The organism is Sphingopyxis panaciterrulae, assembly GCF_014199295.1.
Lineage (GTDB): Bacteria > Pseudomonadota > Alphaproteobacteria > Sphingomonadales > Sphingomonadaceae > Sphingopyxis > Sphingopyxis panaciterrulae.
In genome coordinates this window covers 79,978-97,094 of the sequence record NZ_JACIJH010000015.1, presented here as the reverse complement: position 1 = coordinate 97,094, position 17,117 = coordinate 79,978, and the positions used below count along the sequence as shown (strand labels likewise).

The window sequence follows — 17,117 nt, the reverse complement described above, 5'->3', positions numbered from 1 at the left end:
ATGGGTGTCGCCGCGCATCAATTGATAATTTCGCCACCTTTATCTGACCGCAGCACGGTCAGTCTCTCTCTCCACATCTGTAGCGCTTCGGGCGTCAACCTGGCCCAATCCGTGATTTCGCCAGTAACTTTGAGCGGTGCGCTGCTGCGATACGACCGGGTGGGATTGCCGGGAAATTTCTTGTCGGTCACGTTTGGATCGTTCTCGAACGGCCCGGTCGGTTCTACCGAATAAACACGCGGGACTGCGCTGCTTTTGGCGAGTTCCGCCGCAATTTCAGCAGCGAGACCCGCACCGTCAACGAGAGCAGTGAAGTAGATGTGGTTCATCACCACTTCGGGGCGATAGTTCGACCGATATCCCGCGCTCAGGAAATCGCCCACGCGCAACTCCGCGATTGTGCCGTGAAAGAACGGCCCTTCGTCCAGTACGTCTTCCCTGCCCCTACAACTCGATAGCTCGAGCGTCTGCTCGTCGCGCTCTCCGTCAAACCAGCGCGCAAGAGCCGCTCCGAACAACGGCGAACCGCCAGCCAACTCGAACAAAGTCAGCGAAGAGCGAAGCTTCACCGCGTCAACCGCACCAAACACCGCGACCGGATCGCTCCGTTCGAGGTCCTGCAGGGCTTCAACACATTCGAGATAACGCGCTCCGAGCAATGGATGCGCGAGATAGGCCTGCGCCTCGCCTAGATCGGCGATCGCGTAATGCTGCGCCATCGCGCTTCGACCGAGGCCCGCGAGCTGCGGGAAGATGAACCACATCCAGTGCGACCGCTTGGCCCCGCGTCGTATTTCATCGAGCGCGCGCGAATAGACCCGATCCTGCGCCGCGACGAAGCGTTCGAGCTCCGGCCCACTGCTCATAGCGCCAGCGCACCTTGCGCCGGCGGCTGACCGAAAACCTGCGTGACCTCGAGGCTGCCCTCTGGCAACCAACCGAGCACCTCAGCCGCCGGGACGCGCGGATCGAGCCAGTCGGCCCAGCGGTCGCGCGCAAGCGGGATGATCTGCCGGTGATGATAGGGCGCGATATCGGGTCCGGCGTCCATCGTCAGCAGCGTGAACGCCTCACCGCCGTCATATTCGCGCCAGATGCCCGCCATGCAGAACCAGCGATGATCCTTCATCGTGAAGAGCCATTTATCGAGGCGTTTCTGCGCCTTGTCCGCCGGATCGGTGAACTCATAGAAGCCGTCGCATAGTATCAGGCAGCGATGCGACGAGAAATCGCGCCCCTCGGAGCGGAAATTATAGACGGGTTTGCCGGTCGGCCCCGGCCAACTCCAGCGCCGGTTGACCAGCTCGCCGAGCGCGGCGCCCTCGCTACTCCGCACGATCGGCGCCATGTCGGTGATCTTGATGTCCTCGCGCGCCGCAACGTTCGGTGCGCCCTCGGGCATGTCGATCTTGATCTGGAGATCGTCGAAGTCCTCGGCGATCGACGCGATATCGACCTCGAGCCGGTAATCATTGCACATCGGCCGCACTCTCCTGGCTCTTGCGACTCATCTTCGTTCCCATTATGTTCTATCCATGGGTACGGCGCCAACCCCTTTCGATCCCGACGCCGCGAGCGACGCGGCGCGCGCGCTCGTCCGGCGCAATCCCGACGATATGACCGAGATCGAAATGGTCAACGCCGTCTGGGGTTCCGACCCGCGTTTCAGCGACGGGATCAACTATCGCTTCGTCCGGTCCGAAGGCCGCGCCTGCCCCAATCGCCGCTGCCTGATCCCCGCATCGGAATTCCGCATGGGCACCGACGACAAAAGATACCGGGTGACGCTCGACAGCGGCAACTTCTTCTATCTCGCGGCGATCTGGGATCCGCCGCTCGCCGACTGGCCGCTCTCCTACCGTATTCTCACGATCGACGCGGGTCCCGACGTCAGCCCGTATCAGTCGCGCCACGGGGTCATCGTCGAGCGACGCGATGTCATGCACTGGCTCGATGGGACGCTCCCGAATGAGACATTGTTCGCGCCGCCCCCGAAACACAGCCTGTTCGTCGAGCCGCTTCGCGCGCAGGCCGCGCTGCCGCTGTGACCGCTCGCGCAGCGGCGTGCGCGCGCCAGGCCGATCTGTTCGGCGCCCCGCTCCTGCCCGGCCTCGCTTATCGCGACGCGCTGATCGACGCCCGCGAAGAGCATGCGCTGATCGCGCAGATCGAGACCGCGGGCCTCACCCCGTTCCAGTTCCAGCAATGGGAAGGCAAAAGGCTGACGCGTTCGTTCGGCTGGACCTATGATTTCCAGACCGGGCGCTTCGCACCGGGCGAGCCGATACCGGGCTGGCTCGACCCGCTTCGCGACCGCGCCGCCGCTTTCGCCGGCATCGAAGCCGAAGCCCTCGAACAGGCCCTCGTCATCGAATATGGGGCCGGCGCCGGCATCGGCTGGCACAAGGACCGCCCGGTCTTCGAACATGTGATCGGCGTTTCGCTGGGCGCACCGGCGACGATGCGCTTCCGGCGGCGCCGCGAAGCCGGGTTCGACCGTGCGACCGCCGATCTCGCGCCGCGCTCGATCTACCATATGCAAGGCGAGGTTCGCGACGATTGGGAGCATAGCATCGCCGCGATGGACGCGCCGCGCTGGTCGGTCACCTTCCGAAGTCTCCGATAATGCGACAAGCTGCGTCCGCCGCGATTGATGTCGGCGCACAACGACGGCACAAGCCGCGCATGTCGCATCGCTTCACCGCTCCGCTCGCTGTCCTCCTCGCGCTTGCCGCATGCGCACCGCAACCGGCTCCGCCCGCCGCAATCGGGATGGTGCACGCGGCGCCGCTCAAGCTCGCGAGCTGGAACCTCGAATTTCTGGCCGAGAAGGATGGCGTCGGCTGCGCGCCGCGGGCGCCCGAAGATTATGCCGCGATGCGCCGGATCGTCGACGGACTCGACGCCGACGTCATCGCATTCCAGGAGGCCGAGAATGCCAAGGCCGCGGCGCGCATCTTCGATCCCGCGCGCTTCACAATCGTCATGGAAGCGCGGCCCGGGAGCCCAAGCGGAACCTGCGGCGGCGACCATCCCGAGCAGCAGGTCATCCGGCAGGCGGTGGGCTTTGCAATCCGCAAGGACATCGCGTTCGACCACCACGCCGACGTGACCTCGCTGATGCTCGGCAATCCGCAGCTCCGGTCGGGCGTCGACATCACGCTGCGGCCAGGCGGGCGAGCGCCGATACGGCTCCTGTCGGTCCATCTGAAATCGGGATGCTTTTCGGGCGCCGAGGCGAAGGCCTGCCCGGTGCTGCTGCAGCAAATCCCGGCACTCGAAAGCTGGATCGACGCGGCCGCGAACGGACCCGATCGTTTTGCCGTGCTCGGCGACTGGAACCGCCGTCTCGCGCTGCCGGGCGATGCGGTCTGGAAGGAGATCGACGATGGCGAGCCGGCGAATGCCGACCTTCGCCTCGCCGACGAAGGAACGCCGCCGCGCTGCGATCCGCGCTACGACAGTTTCATCGACCATATCGTCCTCGACAAGCGCGCGGGCGGCGACCTGAAGGATTTCGCGGAAACGCGCTACGCGCCGAATGAGAAGCATTACTCCGACCACTGCCCCGTGTCGGTCGCACTGACGCGCTGATGGAACGCGCTGGAGATAATTGATGGACGAAGAATTACAGGCAGCGCTCGAGGTGCTCGTCCAGATTGACGATGCCGACGGGATTTTCGATCGCCAAGCCGACGGGGGCGGCTACCGCTCCGAAGCGCTTGAGTCCGCGCTCGATGTCGTCCGGCGGCATCTGCCCGCTCAGGGCGCGACATAGGCGAGTACACGGCAACAGGTGACCCGCACGGGCGCCATCGAGAAAAGCGGCGGCACCGCGCGAACGTCCCGGGAAAAGCCGAGCACGGTGCCGCCGAGTGACGGCCGAACGGGTCGCATGTTCAGCCGGCTCATTTCAACGAAGAGGAGCCCCCTCCTTGTCGACGGATGAGCGCAGTCGACGCGCAGCCGATAGGCATGACACTTCGGTCACGGAACCAAGAGATTTGACGCTGCCGCCAAGCTCAACTTTCGTGGCGTTCCGCAACGGATTGTGGACGCTCGCGATCAGCTAATCGTGGGCCCGCCACGGTCGCGTCCGATCGTCCAGCTGATCCCGCTTTCGCGGACCATGCCGCCGACCTCCTTGCCGACATGACGGTCGAGCACCGGCTTCCACGGAACCAGCGAAAATTGCTTGGCCTTCTCGACGAGCGCGTAGCGCCCGCCGGCGGCATCGATCCGTTTCGCGAGCCGGCCATCGACCCGCTCGCCTTCGTGGGCCTCGACGAAGTCCTTGCCGAGTTCGGCCGAGAGGCTCCGCGCCAGTCGTAACAATTCGCGCCGCTGCAGCGCCGCCAATGCGCCGCGGCGATAGGCTATTCCCTCGCCCGCGGCATCGGCGAGCTCTTCGTCGATCAGCCATTGCTGGCGCAGCGCCATCGCGGTCCGCACCTCGCGCCCGAACCCCTTGTCGCGCGCCGGCAAGGTGCCGCCGCTCGCTGCCTCGCGGTCGAGCCAGGTCCGGGCTTCGGCGCGCGCGAGCCGCTCGACAGGCACCGGCGACAAGAGCTCGACGGTCACCGGGCGCTCGCGCGCCGAGGCTGTAGCATAGGCGCGGGCGCGCTCGGTATGGTCGGCCGCGATCGTCCAGCTGCCGTCGGCCGCGCGTTCTGTCAGACCCTGGCGCCGCATGGCTTCGAGGCGGCGGATATGCGCCTCGATAAACGCCGGGCTCGCATGGCTGTCGAACCGCCGGTGCGCCGTGGCGTCGTACCGTCCCTCATTTGCCGCGGCGACCGCGACGATCGTACGGTCGGCCTCGCTCATCGCACTTGCCGTCGGCACGATCCGGACGATCGCACCCTCGGGCAACGTCTCGACAGCGTCGCCCTTGCCGATCGCGACATAGTGGCTGGCCCCGTCGATACCATCGACGATCAGATAATGGCGGTCGGCGAGTTCGTCGTCGAGGCCGCGCGCGACGACGCGCCCGACGAGCGCTTCGACAAGCGGCGCATGACGGTCGTGGATGACGCGATCCGCCGGCGCCGCCGCGCGCGACCGCGCGGTCAGCTCGCGCTGCATCGTGCGAATGATATCGCCGCGCTCGCCGAGCCCGGTGAGCGTCTCGCGCATCGCGCCCGCGAGCCGCCACTGCCCCGGCGCAATCTCGTCGGCGAGCCCCATCGCGCCGAGCTTCTGCAGCCGACCGGCACGGAGCGACTGGATGACCGGGTCGCGGTCCTTCGCCATGACGAGCGGATGGCGCCCGGCTTCGCGCAGCAGGTCGCGATCGATGTCGGTGAGCCGTTCGGCGTCGACGTCGCGCCGCATCCGTGTCTCGACTTCGAGCTGCGTCTTCGGGCCGAGATCGAGCGTGGCGATCTCGCTGGCGCGCGTCCGCAGCCCGTGCGCGATATAGTCGCGGGCGATGATCAGATCCTTGCCGCGCTCGTCGCGTCCGCGGAGCATGATATGGCTGTGCGGGTGGCCGGTATTGAAATGGTCGACCGCGACCCAATCGAGACGCGTTCCGAGATCCTCCTCCATCTGCGCCATCAGCCGCCGCACGAAGGGCTTGAGATCGGCGTAGAGATCGCCCTCCTCGGCCGACACGATGAAGCGGAACTGGTGGCGATCGCCGGTCGCGCGATCGAGGAAGTCCCTGCCGTCGGCGACATCGCCCTGCGGCCCATATAATTGCCCGGGCGCGCCCTCGCGGGTGACGCCGTCGCGCTGGATATATTTGAGATGCGCGCGCGCCGCGTCGAGCCCCTTGCCGCCGAGCCGCACCAGCCGCGTCTTCACGATCACGCGCCGCGACGTGAACCGGTCGGTTGCCCCGCGCGACGCGAGGAGCCGCCCCGCCGCGCTGCCGCGCCCGATCCGGCTGCCGTCGAAGCCTTTGCGCCCCGCTCGTGCCCCGCCCGCCGCAGCGATGCCCGCAGCGAGCAGGCGGCCGAGATATTTGCGCGCCTTCTTGCCGCGCACGCTCCGCATCTTGCCGAGCTTCGGCTCGAAATCCTCCTCGCCGCCGCTCATCTCGCCGCGCCCGCCGGAATCTCGCGCCCGGTGGCGGAAACCCGCCGATCTCGGCGCATGAGTCTCGCGGCAGCATGCCGCGTCTCGTAAAAAGGGATGTGCAGACAGGAAGATGGCTCGCCTTGCGAGACTCTCCTTTTATCTTGCCGTCCTATTTGGCTCCCGTTTTCTGCAAGATTTCGCCATCTCCATCTCTCCTTCATAGCAAGTAATCGGGCACTATTCGACGTGGGCTCTTGAGCATCGCCGACGCCGCCTCGTAGAGCGCGCGACGCACATCGGGATCGCCAGCCTTGCTGATCCGTCCCTGCACATCGATCGACGTGCCCGACTGCCACCGCTTCGCCGTCAACCCGAAGTAGGCCGCCACGTTGCGCGATCGACGGAAGCGCTGCGGGTCGTCGATCGCACTGCTGAAGCTCAGCGCCGTCACCGGACCGACGCCCGGGATCGCCATGAAGCGCCGGCAGAGTTCGTCGCGCATGGCGAGCTGCACGACGAGCTTGTGCAGCGTCAGATACTCAGCCCACAGCGCGGCGCGTGCGCGAAGCATGCAGTCCATCAGACCAGCGCCCGCGACGGCCTCGCGCACGGACTTCTCCATGGCGCCGCGGCCGACCTTGCCAAGCCGGATCCCGAACACCTTCAGCGAGTGGCGGATCGCATTTTCAAGGTCGAGGAACTTGCGCTTCAGATTGCGGCGCTGAACGAGCAGCAGCCTGATCCGATAGCAGCCATCCGTCTTGATGTGCGCCTGGCGGAACCAGCCGGTGCGCATGATATGTGCGATGCCGAGTGCATCATTGGCGTCCGTCTTGTTGCGCTGCGCCGACAGGGCCGCGCGCACATGACGGGTTTCGAGGCAGACCGCTGGAACACCTTCGGCCAGCAGCTCGGTGTGCAGCCACGGCGACAGCGATCCGGCCTCGTGGCCGACGCGGCGCATGCGATCCGCGTACGGCCGCAGCGCTTCCGCGATTGCAGCCGGATCGGTTTCGACGGCGGTTTCGAACGCCACTTTGCCGTCATCGCCAACGACACAGATCGCGGTTTCGTCGACCGAGACATCGAGGCCGGTAAAGTATTCCATCACACGACTCCTTCGCTTCCGTTTGACCGGAGCGAGGGTCGCGCCGCTGACGTCCGCAGCGCAAGATTTCTCATCGGGTGCAGCATCCGCGCTGGTCGGAAGCAACGCCAAGTCCTCGCCAAATACGGCGGCAATCTCCGCTTCCTCCTCGAAACCGCTCCGCCGCTCCATCCGCGACCCCACCCCGCGACGAGGAAAAAACAAGGGAGCAGCGCCGCACCGGCGCCGCTCCCGTCCGACCGCCGATAGCGATCAATGCGCTTTGGCAAAGGCGTCGTCCGCCGCCGCCCGCTCCTCGAAATGCCGCACCCCGAGCAAAGCCTGCACCGCGTCCCAGCCGTCCACGAGCAGCACCGCGACATAGCAGCGCCCGTCGAAAACGCCTGCAACCGCCACCCGGTCGAGGGCCTCCGCCTGCTCCTCGTCGAGACCTTCCCAGAGCCCGAGCCAGCGCATTTTCTCGCGCGCCTCCCAGTAGAAATCGCCGCCTTCGGCTTCGACAAAGACCCGCGCCAGCCCTTCAGCCGCGGCGCTCCCGAACTCGGTTTCGAGCCCCGAAACCAGCCGTTCGAACACGCGATCCGCGGCACCGGAGATTGCAACATCGACCATGATATCCTCCTGAAATCGACCGTTCCCCAAGTCGGGAACGATGTTTCAGGGACGGGCGACGGCGCGGCTGTCAGGGCCGCCGGAGCGCAGCGCAGGCGCCGCGAAGCGGCGGTGGGGGGAACCGATTTGCACAGCAAATTGGGGGGCACCCGCCGGCCTTGCACAGCCGCGCCGCCGCCCGTCAAACTCGGCCTTGCCGAGACGAGCCCTACCCTCTCGCCCCGGCGCTCGGCCGATGTCCTAGCGCCTGTCATCGCCGCCGCCGCGCAGCAGGAAGAGCGGGTCCGGGCGCCGCGCACCCTGTTCGGGCACCACATGATTGATGGCTGACCGTGCCTCCGCCTGCGGCGTTGTCACGAGCACTGCGGGGCCTGCACGTTCGCTTCGCGCGAAGAAGATCGGGTCGACATCGGCCTGCGGCACCTCCGCTTCATCGCCGCGCGAAGGCAATGCCGTCGCGGTCGGCAATGCCGCCTGCCCGGTGATTTTCGCGACATAGTCGCGCGTCTCGCGCGGCAGCGGACGGCCGCGCGCGAGATGCTCGCCGTAGCGTCCGGGCCCCGCATTATAGGCCGCGAACAATCCCGGATAACCGAAGCGGTCGTACATATCGCGCAGATAGGCGGTGCCCGCGACGATATTGTCGCGCGGGTCGTACGGGTCGGGCCCGAGGCGGTAGCGCGCGCGCAGACTCGCCCAGGTCGCGGGCATCACCTGCATCAATCCCATCGCCCCCGCATGGCTGGTGATCGGCTTGCCCCCGAGCTCGGTCCGCCCGCCGCTCTCGGCGGCGATGACGCGGAGCACCCACTCTTCGGGAAGCCCGAAGCGCGCCGCCGCGTCGCTGACATGGACACGCCAGGGCGCCGCTTCGCGCGCAAAGCAGGGTCCGGCGGCAAGCGTCAGGAGGGCGGTGAGCAGCGCCGCGCGGTGTTTCAGCGCGCCCATAAAAGATGCGCCCGCCCAAGGATGTCGCGCGCGCGCGTGACCCCGAAATAGCGCCCGTCGAACGATGCGTCCTCGTTCGCCATGAGCAGGAAAGCATCGCCGCCGCCGAGCCGGACGCAGCCCTCCCACCATGGCAGGATGCGTCCCTTGGCGTCGCGCGCGCGGCGGGTCACGGCGGGGACGCCGTTGATCGAAATGTCGGGACCGCGCGCGCAGACGATCTCGCGGCGCGCTGCGACGACGCGTTTCACCAGCGGCACATTGGCGGGCAGATAACGGCGCCTTGCGGCGAGCATCCGCCACGGGTCCGGGGTCCGCGCAACCACCATGTCGCCAGCTGTGACGGGGACGCCGGGGCTCACGACATAGAGGCCGCGCGGCGCGCTGGCGCTCACATTCCAGACGAGACGCGGAGTCGGCGGCACGGCGATGGTAAGGCCAAGCGCGCCGATGCCGAACGCCGCGAAGGCGAAGCGAAGCTGGCGCCGCTGGCGCGCGAGACGCGTAGCTCGGAGCGCTTCGCCCCATGCGATCAGCGGGAGGTCGGGGCGCTCACGCATCGCCTTTCCCCTTCCGGTTTCCGCGCGGCTTCGGCGCATCGTCGGCGGGCGCCGTCGAGCGCGACCAGATGATCAGATCGTCGATATGATAGCGAATGAAGCGGCTGTGGAGCCGGTATCGGGGTCCGACGCAGCGGCTGCGCATATATTGAAGTTTGCGCGGACAAAGGCCGAGATAGGCCGCCGCCTGCTCGGTGTTCAGGAACGGACTGCCATGTTTGGCCGTCCGCGCCCTGATAATCTCGTCATCCTGTTCGCTCATCTTTCCCGGTCTCCGGCCATGTGGTGCGCGGTGCCGTTCGGTGCCGCGTGGTGCGCCGGAGATGCATCTCGGTGCGCCGGGCGGAGAGGCTCGAAGAATGACCCGGCAAAAAACGAGCCCCCGCGCCGGAAACGGCGCGGGGGCGAGGGTGGGAGCGCTCAGTCGGCGGGGTTCCAGATCAGGGCGTAGGTGTCCTCGTCGTCCTGCCCGGCGGCGCGCCCGAGGTTCGCATAGAGCCGGCGCGGCCCGAATTCGGGCGCGGCGAGGCTGAGCGAGACATAGGGTTCGCCCGACACCTGCCCGGTGCGGACCCACGCGGCGCCGATCTCGACATTGTCCGAGAAGACCCGGAAGTCGGGCTGGGCGTCGCCATTCTTGGTCCGGTTGACCCGGATTTCGATCTCGGCGCGGATCGAAAGCGTCTTGAGCTGGCCGCGATATCCGTCGGACATGTTGCCGCTCACAAAGCCGATTGCTGCCATGGTTCGTCTCCTTCAAATGCACCGCCGGGACCATCCCGGGGCGTGGCGGACGACGAGGACGGGGCATCAGGCGGCGGCGCACCCGGAGGGCCGAAGCGCAGCGGAGGACGGGCGCGCGCGCGATTTTGGGTGCCCTTGGGCACCGCCGCGAGGAGCCGGCGCAGCCGGCGGGGAAAATAGCGCGAACGCGCCCGTTGCGCCGCCGCCGCCCCGTACCAGACCGCCTTCCCGAGCCCCGGACGGGTGCCGGAAGAGACAGGAGCGCCAAGGCTGCGATGCGGCGAACGGTGACGACAACGGACGAATCCCGATGGCCAAGACGGGGATTTCGATGCAAGGACTTCGGCTTCGGGCGCCGGATTCGTGGGGGACGGCTGACCGCTTTTCAGACGATCGACAGGGGCCGGCGATGGCCGCACAGGGGACCGAAATGGACGGACGGGCAAGCCTCAGTATCGCAGCCGAAGGCCGCGATCCGGGCATGATTGCCGCGCGTAGCGCGGGCATCTGGATCGGGCTGTCACTCGACGACGAGGCGCTCGCGAGCCTCCGCCGCGATGGCCTCGATCCCGCCGCGCTGCGCCTGACGGGGCTCCACCCGTTCGAATATGAACCGGGACCCGACGGCGGATTGCAGGTGGTCGCGCACGCGAACGACAATGAAGCCGCCGAGGCGCTGCTCGATCTTTTCCGCGTCTATTTCCTCCGCCGCCTGCTCGCCTGACCGGGCCGCGAGGGTGCCCCAATCCTGACAAAAGACATCGCGCGGCGCCGCAGGCCTGCCGCGCGGCAGCAGCAAAACCAACGCAAAGACACGCGCCGGGGCGCGCTGCGATCGTTCGCGGCGCGCCCCGGCGCGTGACTTTTCCACCCTCCCCGCGCCGCCCCGTCAGGGGCGGCGCGCCGGGCCTTCGGGGCAGCAACATGACCAAGCGAGAGGAAGGGCGGCGCGCCGCCGCCCTTCCCCTCAAGTCAGGCCGCGAGCGCGGTGTCGCCGTCCGCCGCCGCACCGTCACCGGCATCTCCGGTATCGGCATCGGAATCTTTCCCAGTATCGTCCTCGGTCGCGGTGCGGCTCCCGGCATCCGCATCCGTCTCGCCCTCGCCCACGGCCGCCGCTTCGGCTTCGCGCGCGGCGTCGGCCTCGGCGGCGCGCGCGATGATGTGGAGCAACCGGTCGTGCGCCGCGACGCTCCCGACCCCGCCGCGCGAAGTATAGGCGCTCGGCGCGAAACGCATCCAGCGCGGCACCCATCCCTCGACCTTCGGACGGCCGTTGGCGCCGTCCAGATGATCGGTCACGATGGTCTTGAGGACCTTCGCCTGCTGGCCCGCATTAGCGGCGGCGACGTCATCGCCCGCGACCTCGGCGACGATCCTGCCGAGCACCTCCTTGTCGCGAATCTGGTTCCAGAAGGCGGCATCGGGGGTCCAGACTTTCGCCATATCGACGTCCAGATACTGGCCGATCATCTCGACCGCCTCGCTGCCCGCCGCGAGCGTTTCGCCCATGACGATGGCGAGGATTTCGAGGACGACCGGATCGGGCAGTTCGAGCAGCCGCGCGAAGATCGGCGCGAACTGGCGGTGACCGGCACGGCGCGCGGTGACGGTGAGATCCTCGCCGTCGAAGCCGAGAACGCCGAGCACCGCGCGGCGGCGCTCGTCGAACATCACTTCGGCGCCGCACGTCTCGACGCTCTCCTGCACCTCGTCCTTTGCGCAGACATAGGACTGGGTTTCGACGCGATAATGGTCGGCGTTCGCGATGACATGCGCCGCCATCGCGCGGAGCGCGACCCCGCCATGCTTCGCGAGCTCGGCGCGCACCACCGCATGGCGGTGGAGGTCGATATAGGTGCCCATTGCAGAGGTGACCTCGGGCCGCTGAACCTTGTCGGGCGCCGCGCCGCCGTCGCTGCCCAATCCCTCATTTCGGGCGCGCTTCGCGGCTTCCTTCTCGGTCAGAAAGCCTTCGTGGAAGGTCACTTCGCCCGACTTGCGGACCTCGACATAGACGCGCCCGCCCTGCCGTTTCGACGTGTGGCGATGGTCGTAGCGGTCGAAACGCTGGCCGCAGTCGAGGACGACGACGTCGCTCCAGCCGTCTTCGATATAGCCGGCGCGGCGGGCCTCGACCTCGGCCATCTGGCGGGTCCAGAAAGCGTCGGTATCGGTGACCAGCCTTTCGTCGCCGAACAGGTCGGCGATGACCGCAAGCTTCGCCTCCTCGACGTCGAACAGGGCATGGTCGGCCTTGATCGTATTGCCGCCGAACAGCCAGTCCTTGAGGCGGAAGCCGGTCGGGCAATAGGCGTCCTTGTCGTCGAACAAGGCCAGCCAGGCCGTCTGCTGGCTCTTGCTCGCGAGCGTCAGCTGTTTGACCGTCGTCTGGTCGATCTCGCCGCCCCGATAGAGGGTGCGGATGCGCGGCAGGAGATTGCCGAGCGCGAGGATGCGCTTCACCGTCGGCACCTCGAACGCGAAGTCGGCGGCGATCTCCTCGACCTTGCGACCCGCCTTGACCAGCTTGACGAACGCCTCCCACTGGCTGACCTCGTCGGGCGCGACGCGCGCGAGATTTTCGAGCATCGACGCCTCGATGGCGTCGGCGTCGTCGTCCTCGTCCAAGATGCCGCACGGCAAGGGGCGCGCGGGTCCGCCCTCGCGCACGACGATATTGGCGGCGGTGAAGCGCCGCCGCCCCGCCGAAATCCGGAAATGACCGTCCTCGGCGGCGGGGCGAACCAGCAGCGAAACGAGAACGCCGCGCTTGCGGACGCTCGGCAATATGTCGCTGACGTCGGGGTCGCGCCCCTTGGCGCGCATATTGGCCGGATCGACCGAGAGCTTGTCGAGCGGGATAAAATCGAGTTTCATGTCGTCACTCCATATCTTGGGGTGGCCGGTTTCCGGTCTCCGCGCCCGGGACTTCCGTGGGCGGGGTTTGCCCCCGGAAACCGGCCTGACGGCGAAGGCGCGCCGCCTCGCCTTGCCGCCTAGCGTGGCGGAAGCTCGTCGTTCGCCGCCGACGGCGGCGCCGGACGCTCGCGCTGCCCCCCGTCTTCGGTCGGCTGGAGGTCGCCTTTGTCGGGGCGCGGCGACGCCGATGGATGGTGGGTGCGTGCATCGCGCGCCTTGCGGCGGAGCGCGGCCTCGGCCTGAATGATCGTCCCCAAGCGCCGCGCCATGTCGGCCCAGACCGACAGCGGCGCCAGCCCCGAGAAATGCTCGTCGCGCTCGATGGCGAGGCCGAAGGGCAAGCGCACGTCCTCGATTTCGCGGAGCGAGAAGCAGCCGAGTTCGGGGCAGCCGAAACCAAGGTCGGCCAGCCCGAACAGCGTGTCGCCATCTTCGTCGATTTCGGTCGCAAGCCACGTCGCCGCGCCGACCGGATTGAAAAATTTGACGACCGGGCGCGGGTCGAACCGCTCGTCGCGCGCGGCGTGGATGCGGCCCGTCAGGCCATTGGCGTTGAGCGCGAAGCGCAGATGCGCGGGAAGCAGGATCATTGCCCCGCCTCTCCGCCTGTCGCTTCGTGGCGCGCCGCGCCCATGCCGCGCGCGGCGGCGGGAGCGCCTTCGATGTCGCCGCCCGCTGGCGCGGGAGCGAAGGCGAGCAGATAGTCCGCCGCTTTCGACGCGAGGCTCGCCGCCTTGAAGATTGCGCGCGTATCGGCGCGCATGATCGCGAGCCACGCGCCGATATAGTCGGCGTGGCGAACGGTCGGCGCGATGCCGAGCGACGCACAGAGGAAGGCGCTCGCGAGTTCGGCGCAAAGCTCCTCGCGGCCATAGGCGGCGCTGCCGAAGCCGCCCGTCTGGTCGCGATCGAGCCGCGACCTATGACCGGTCCAGTGGCCGAGTTCGTGCAGCGCGGTGCGGTAAAAGTCGATCTGCGCGCGGAACGCCTGCTGGTGCGGCAGCGCGACGAAATCGCCCGATGGCGAATAATAGGCCTCGTTGCCGCCGATGCGGATATCGGCGCCGCTCGCCGCGAGCAGCGCCTCGGCGACCGGGATTGTCTCGCGCGGCAGGCGCAAGGGGTCGGGCGCGGTGCACCGCTCGGGGAGGCCCTCGACCTGCGCGACGTTGAACACGGTGAAGCGCTTGAGGAACGGAATCGAGCGGTCGCCCCCCTCTCCGCTCGCCCCTCCCGCGCCGCTGCGCCCGTCGGGGACGGAAGCGGGCGCCACCGCTGCGCCGCCCGCGCCGCGCCCGCCCTTTTCTTGGGGCGTGAAGCGCGCGGCGTAGAAGATGGTCGTGCCCTTTTCGCCCTTGCGGACCTGTCCGCCCGCCTGCCGCGCTTGGTTGAAGGTCAGCCAGCCTTGCGCGGCGAAACCGCGCTGCACCGCCTCGCTCCAGAGGATGAGGATATTGATGCCCGAATAGCTGCGCCGCGTTTCGGCGTTGCGCGGCAGGCCCGGCGCGAAGGCGGCGGCGTCCCAAGGCCGCACCCACGGAATACGCCCTTCCTCGAGTTCGCCCACGATCCGCGCGGTCACCTCGTCATAGAGCGACACGCCCGGCGCGCCGCCGCGCACCCCGTCGCCGGTGCGGCCCTTGTCGCGCGTTCGGCCGCGCGTCGCGGCGCCGCCCGCGCTGTCAGCGCCTCTGTCGCCCCGTCGCGCGGAGCTTCGCGAGGGTGCGGCCTTGCCCAAGGCTTGCGGGAATGCGTTCACGGTGCCTCTCCTCCGGACCAAAATCCGCCGCGGCCGGCCCCGGACAGCGGGGCGGGCGGCGAACGCACGGGGCAAGGGACCGCCCAGCGAGGCGGCCGCGCACCCGCAGGGCCGCAGCGAAGCGGAGGAGCCCGCCGGAGGCGGGCTTGCGCGGGCGCCGGGCGGTCCCACAGGCCGTGCGCCGCCCGCGCCGATGTCCGAGGTGCCGGCCCACCAAAGCGCCGCCGCGCTCCGCGCGGCGTCCTCAGCCCGGCTTCGTCGACATATTCACCGCATCGCCCCGGCGCCCCGAACGGCACCGCCCAACAATGTCGATGCGATCGGCCTCGACCGCGGCCCGAAGGGCCTGAAAACTCGCGCCCTTGGCGAGCCGCAGGCGCGGCGGCGTGCGTGCGCAGCTGTGCTTAGCCGCCGCCGCGCCAAGACCAGCGAGCCCAAGCGCGCAGCGCGGCCAACCGTGCGACGCGCGACCTCTGGCGGCGCCCGCCGCCGCCAGTGCGCGCTCCTTTCGGGCCGCGCGCATCAACCGAGACTTTGTGGATCCCGGCCTCCGACCGGTCTCGTCGAGCACGGCCGAAACCAGACTCGTCTCCCGTACCCCTTCGAATCCGGTCCGTAGTCGAGCGGTCTCCCGGCAGACTCTTGCCCTTACGGCACAGCCGGTTATGCTGGTCCGGCATCGGGCAGCGAAGCGCCGGATGCCGGAGCGTGAGAACTCCGTTCGAGAGTCAATGTCCCTGAATGCCATCCCGCCGGGTGGCCGTCTGCGCATGTCCAAGCCCTCGGGCCAAAGGCGGCGGCGCGGGTTTCTCGTACCTGTTCTCAACGCCCGGCTCGTCGGCGCGGTCGCTGCCTTCTCGAAGGCGGACGCGATGGACTATGACGACAGCGAGAAGGACGGACGGCGCGGCCTCGATGCCGCCGATCCGCTGCCGCCCGACGACTGGGCCGGTTTCGGCAGCAGCGCGCGCGCCGAGGCGCTCTACGCGGCGCAGCGCCCGCTCGTTGCCGGAATCTTCCGCCGCAGCGTGCCGCCGCAAGAAGTAGGCGACCTGGTCCAGGAGACCTTTCGCCGCGTCTTCTCGGCGAAGGGCCATCGCGCGGGCCTGCTCGACGCCCCCGCCGCCTATCTCGCCGCCGCGGCGCGGTCGGTCCTCAGGAACCGCGCGCGCTCAGGGGTGCGCAGCCGGATTTCCGCCCATCACAGCTTCGAGGAGCAAGAGATCGCCGGCCCTGATCCCCATGTCGCGCTGGAGGCGCGCGACATGATCCGCCGCGCCGAGCAGGCGATCGCCCGCCTCGGTACAACCACACAGGATGTATTCCTGATGCACAGGTTCGAGAACCTCAGTTATGAAGAGATCGCACGAATCAAGGGCATGAGCATCAAGCGCGTGGAAAAGCATATCAGCAAGGCGCGCGTCGCCATCCGCAAAGCGCGAGATACGGACGCGTGACGCGGCGGGAACGCGAGGCGATCGATTGGGCCACGACGATGTCCGGCAACCCGACCGATTCCGAAAAGAAAGCGTTCGAGGCCTGGCACGCGAAGCCGGGCAACGCCGAGGCCTATGCGAAAGCCGAGAATGACTGGGTCTTTGCCGAGGACATGTCGCCGGTCCGCATCAAGGCCGACGCACGCCATTTCCGCAGCGAAGCCGATGCACCCGGCGGCTTCCGCTGGGCCGTCGCGACCGCCGCCGCCATCGTGCTGGCGCTCGGCGGAGCCTGGTATATCCAGCGCGGAAGCGGCGAAACGCAGCTCGCGCAGAGCGAGACCGCCCCCGGCGAGCAGACACTTGGCGACGGCACCCGCGTTACCTTGATGGACGGCGCCCGCATCGAGACGCAATTCAGTACCGGTGGGCGCCGCGTGATCCTTGTCGGCGGGCGCGCGCGCTTCGACGTCGCGCATGACGCCGCACGTCCCTTCACCGTCGTCGCGGGCCGGTCGGAGACGACCGCGCTCGGCACGATCTTCGAGGTCGATGCCCGCAAAGCCACCCCGCGCGTGACGCTGATCAGGGGATCGATCGAAATCCGCTCGAGCGCGGGCGGCGGCGCGCTGCGGCTCGCACCCGGCGAAAGTGCCGAGGTGCCCGAGACAGGCCCGTACCGGCTTCCTGCCATGGCGAGCCCGGTCCCATCCGCCGCTCCCACCATCCTGCTCGCCGCCGACAATCTTCCGCTCGGTGCGGTGCTCGATCGCGCCAACCAGAGCGATAGCAAACCGATCCGCCTCGCCGACCCGGCGCTCGCATCGCTTCCGGTGACCGGTAGTTTCGATGTGTCGGCGGGACCAGCGCTCGCGCGCAAGCTCGCCGCGGCGCTCGACCTTGGAATCGACGAGCGCGTCGGAGAAATAATCCTGCGAAAAAAATAATCGGGTCCGAGGGGGGAGTTTCTCCAACCTCGGGGTTTTGCACCCCCAGACGGCCAT

19 protein-coding genes and 2 pseudogenes are annotated in these 17,117 nt (G+C 68.2%); 7 read left to right on the top strand and 14 right to left on the bottom strand.

Going from position 1 to position 17,117, the window contains the following annotated elements; translation table 11 throughout:
- Nucleotides 1-17 precede the first annotated feature (17 nt).
- From arr to FHR21_RS17710, 3 genes and pseudogenes are all read right to left on the bottom strand, one after another.
- Nucleotides 18-428, bottom strand: a complete 411-nt coding sequence (gene arr, locus FHR21_RS21345; protein ID WP_276569299.1) for an NAD(+)--rifampin ADP-ribosyltransferase — start codon at nucleotides 426-428, stop codon at nucleotides 18-20.
- Nucleotides 429-467: 39 nt separating this feature from the next.
- A pseudogene (locus FHR21_RS21340) lies at nucleotides 468-866 on the bottom strand (DUF1810 domain-containing protein); the annotation flags it as partial.
- A complete protein-coding gene (locus FHR21_RS17710; RefSeq protein WP_184100742.1) occupies nucleotides 863-1,480 on the bottom strand; it encodes an SOS response-associated peptidase in 618 nt (205 codons plus the stop codon). The gene FHR21_RS17710 and the pseudogene FHR21_RS21340, both read right to left, overlap by 4 nt.
- Nucleotides 1,481-1,535: 55 nt before the next feature.
- On the opposite strand from FHR21_RS17710, the gene FHR21_RS17705 reads away from it, so the two are divergent.
- Genes FHR21_RS17705 through FHR21_RS17690 form a run of 4 tightly spaced genes read left to right on the top strand, consistent with a single transcriptional unit; the run spans nucleotide 1,536 to nucleotide 3,778 of the window.
- Nucleotides 1,536-2,048, top strand: coding sequence for an SOS response-associated peptidase family protein (locus FHR21_RS17705; RefSeq protein ID WP_246427307.1), 513 nt, complete (start codon nucleotides 1,536-1,538; stop codon nucleotides 2,046-2,048).
- Entirely contained in the window at nucleotides 2,045-2,626 is a 582-nt protein-coding gene (locus tag FHR21_RS17700; protein WP_184100740.1) for an alpha-ketoglutarate-dependent dioxygenase AlkB, read from the top strand. The genes FHR21_RS17705 and FHR21_RS17700 overlap by 4 nt, the downstream gene beginning before the upstream one ends.
- A 59-nt stretch (nucleotides 2,627-2,685) precedes the next feature.
- Complete coding sequence (locus FHR21_RS17695; protein ID WP_184100738.1) at nucleotides 2,686-3,594, top strand: endonuclease/exonuclease/phosphatase family protein; 909 nt, start codon at nucleotides 2,686-2,688, stop codon at nucleotides 3,592-3,594.
- 22 nt (nucleotides 3,595-3,616) lie between these two features.
- Nucleotides 3,617-3,778, top strand: a complete 162-nt coding sequence (locus tag FHR21_RS17690) for a hypothetical protein (protein WP_184100736.1) — start codon at nucleotides 3,617-3,619, stop codon at nucleotides 3,776-3,778.
- Here the strand turns inward: FHR21_RS17690 and FHR21_RS21120 are convergent.
- The 8 genes and pseudogenes from FHR21_RS21120 to FHR21_RS17650 form a co-directional block, all read right to left on the bottom strand.
- Nucleotides 3,763-3,897 (bottom strand): hypothetical protein, encoded by a 135-nt coding sequence (locus tag FHR21_RS21120; protein WP_276569294.1) that lies wholly within the window; start codon nucleotides 3,895-3,897, stop codon nucleotides 3,763-3,765. The genes FHR21_RS17690 and FHR21_RS21120 overlap by 16 nt on opposite strands.
- Nucleotides 3,898-4,065: 168 nt before the next feature.
- Nucleotides 4,066-6,042 (bottom strand): relaxase/mobilization nuclease RlxS, encoded by a 1,977-nt coding sequence (rlxS, locus tag FHR21_RS17680; RefSeq protein WP_184100732.1) that lies wholly within the window; start codon nucleotides 6,040-6,042, stop codon nucleotides 4,066-4,068.
- Nucleotides 6,043-6,280: 238 nt separating this feature from the next.
- Nucleotides 6,281-7,132 (bottom strand): annotated as a pseudogene (locus tag FHR21_RS17675) (IS110 family RNA-guided transposase); the annotation flags it as partial.
- Between the two features lie 252 nt (nucleotides 7,133-7,384).
- Nucleotides 7,385-7,744 (bottom strand): hypothetical protein, encoded by a 360-nt coding sequence (locus FHR21_RS17670; protein WP_184100730.1) that lies wholly within the window; start codon nucleotides 7,742-7,744, stop codon nucleotides 7,385-7,387.
- Nucleotides 7,745-7,984: 240 nt separating this feature from the next.
- On the bottom strand, nucleotides 7,985-8,692 hold the full coding sequence (locus tag FHR21_RS17665; RefSeq protein WP_184100728.1) for a lytic transglycosylase domain-containing protein: 708 nt from the start codon (nucleotides 8,690-8,692) through the stop codon (nucleotides 7,985-7,987).
- Nucleotides 8,680-9,252: a S26 family signal peptidase gene (locus FHR21_RS17660; RefSeq protein ID WP_184100726.1), complete on the bottom strand. Its 573-nt coding sequence runs from the start codon at nucleotides 9,250-9,252 to the stop codon at nucleotides 8,680-8,682. The genes FHR21_RS17665 and FHR21_RS17660 overlap by 13 nt, the downstream gene beginning before the upstream one ends.
- Nucleotides 9,245-9,514, bottom strand: a complete 270-nt coding sequence (locus FHR21_RS17655) for a MerR family transcriptional regulator (RefSeq protein ID WP_184100725.1) — start codon at nucleotides 9,512-9,514, stop codon at nucleotides 9,245-9,247. The genes FHR21_RS17660 and FHR21_RS17655 overlap by 8 nt, the downstream gene beginning before the upstream one ends.
- 158 nt (nucleotides 9,515-9,672) lie before the next feature.
- Nucleotides 9,673-9,996: a DUF736 domain-containing protein gene (locus FHR21_RS17650; protein WP_184100723.1), complete on the bottom strand. Its 324-nt coding sequence runs from the start codon at nucleotides 9,994-9,996 to the stop codon at nucleotides 9,673-9,675.
- Nucleotides 9,997-10,405: 409 nt separating this feature from the next.
- Between FHR21_RS17650 and FHR21_RS17645 the strand changes: the two genes are divergently transcribed.
- On the top strand, nucleotides 10,406-10,720 hold the full coding sequence (locus FHR21_RS17645; protein WP_184100721.1) for a hypothetical protein: 315 nt from the start codon (nucleotides 10,406-10,408) through the stop codon (nucleotides 10,718-10,720).
- A 248-nt stretch (nucleotides 10,721-10,968) separates the two neighbouring features.
- Here the strand turns inward: FHR21_RS17645 and FHR21_RS17640 are convergent, their stop codons facing one another.
- The 3 genes from FHR21_RS17640 to FHR21_RS17630 all read right to left on the bottom strand — a co-directional run bounded on the left by FHR21_RS17640 (nucleotide 10,969) and on the right by FHR21_RS17630 (nucleotide 14,539).
- The gene (locus FHR21_RS17640; RefSeq protein ID WP_184100720.1) at nucleotides 10,969-12,876 is read right to left on the bottom strand and encodes a ParB/RepB/Spo0J family partition protein; all 1,908 of its coding nucleotides are present in this window, start codon (nucleotides 12,874-12,876) and stop codon (nucleotides 10,969-10,971) included.
- 119 nt (nucleotides 12,877-12,995) lie between these two features.
- Complete coding sequence (locus FHR21_RS17635) at nucleotides 12,996-13,508, bottom strand: DUF2958 domain-containing protein (RefSeq protein ID WP_184100718.1); 513 nt, start codon at nucleotides 13,506-13,508, stop codon at nucleotides 12,996-12,998.
- Nucleotides 13,505-14,539, bottom strand: a complete 1,035-nt coding sequence (locus FHR21_RS17630; protein WP_184100771.1) for an ArdC family protein — start codon at nucleotides 14,537-14,539, stop codon at nucleotides 13,505-13,507. The genes FHR21_RS17635 and FHR21_RS17630 overlap by 4 nt, the downstream gene beginning before the upstream one ends.
- 836 nt (nucleotides 14,540-15,375) lie before the next feature.
- Between FHR21_RS17630 and FHR21_RS17625 the strand changes: the two genes are divergently transcribed.
- Together FHR21_RS17625 and FHR21_RS17620 are read left to right on the top strand one after the other, a co-directional pair.
- The gene (locus tag FHR21_RS17625) at nucleotides 15,376-16,134 is read left to right on the top strand and encodes an RNA polymerase sigma factor (protein WP_184100716.1); all 759 of its coding nucleotides are present in this window, start codon (nucleotides 15,376-15,378) and stop codon (nucleotides 16,132-16,134) included.
- Complete coding sequence (locus tag FHR21_RS17620) at nucleotides 16,131-17,060, top strand: FecR family protein (protein ID WP_184100713.1); 930 nt, start codon at nucleotides 16,131-16,133, stop codon at nucleotides 17,058-17,060. The genes FHR21_RS17625 and FHR21_RS17620 overlap by 4 nt, the downstream gene beginning before the upstream one ends.
- Nucleotides 17,061-17,117 lie beyond the last annotated feature (57 nt).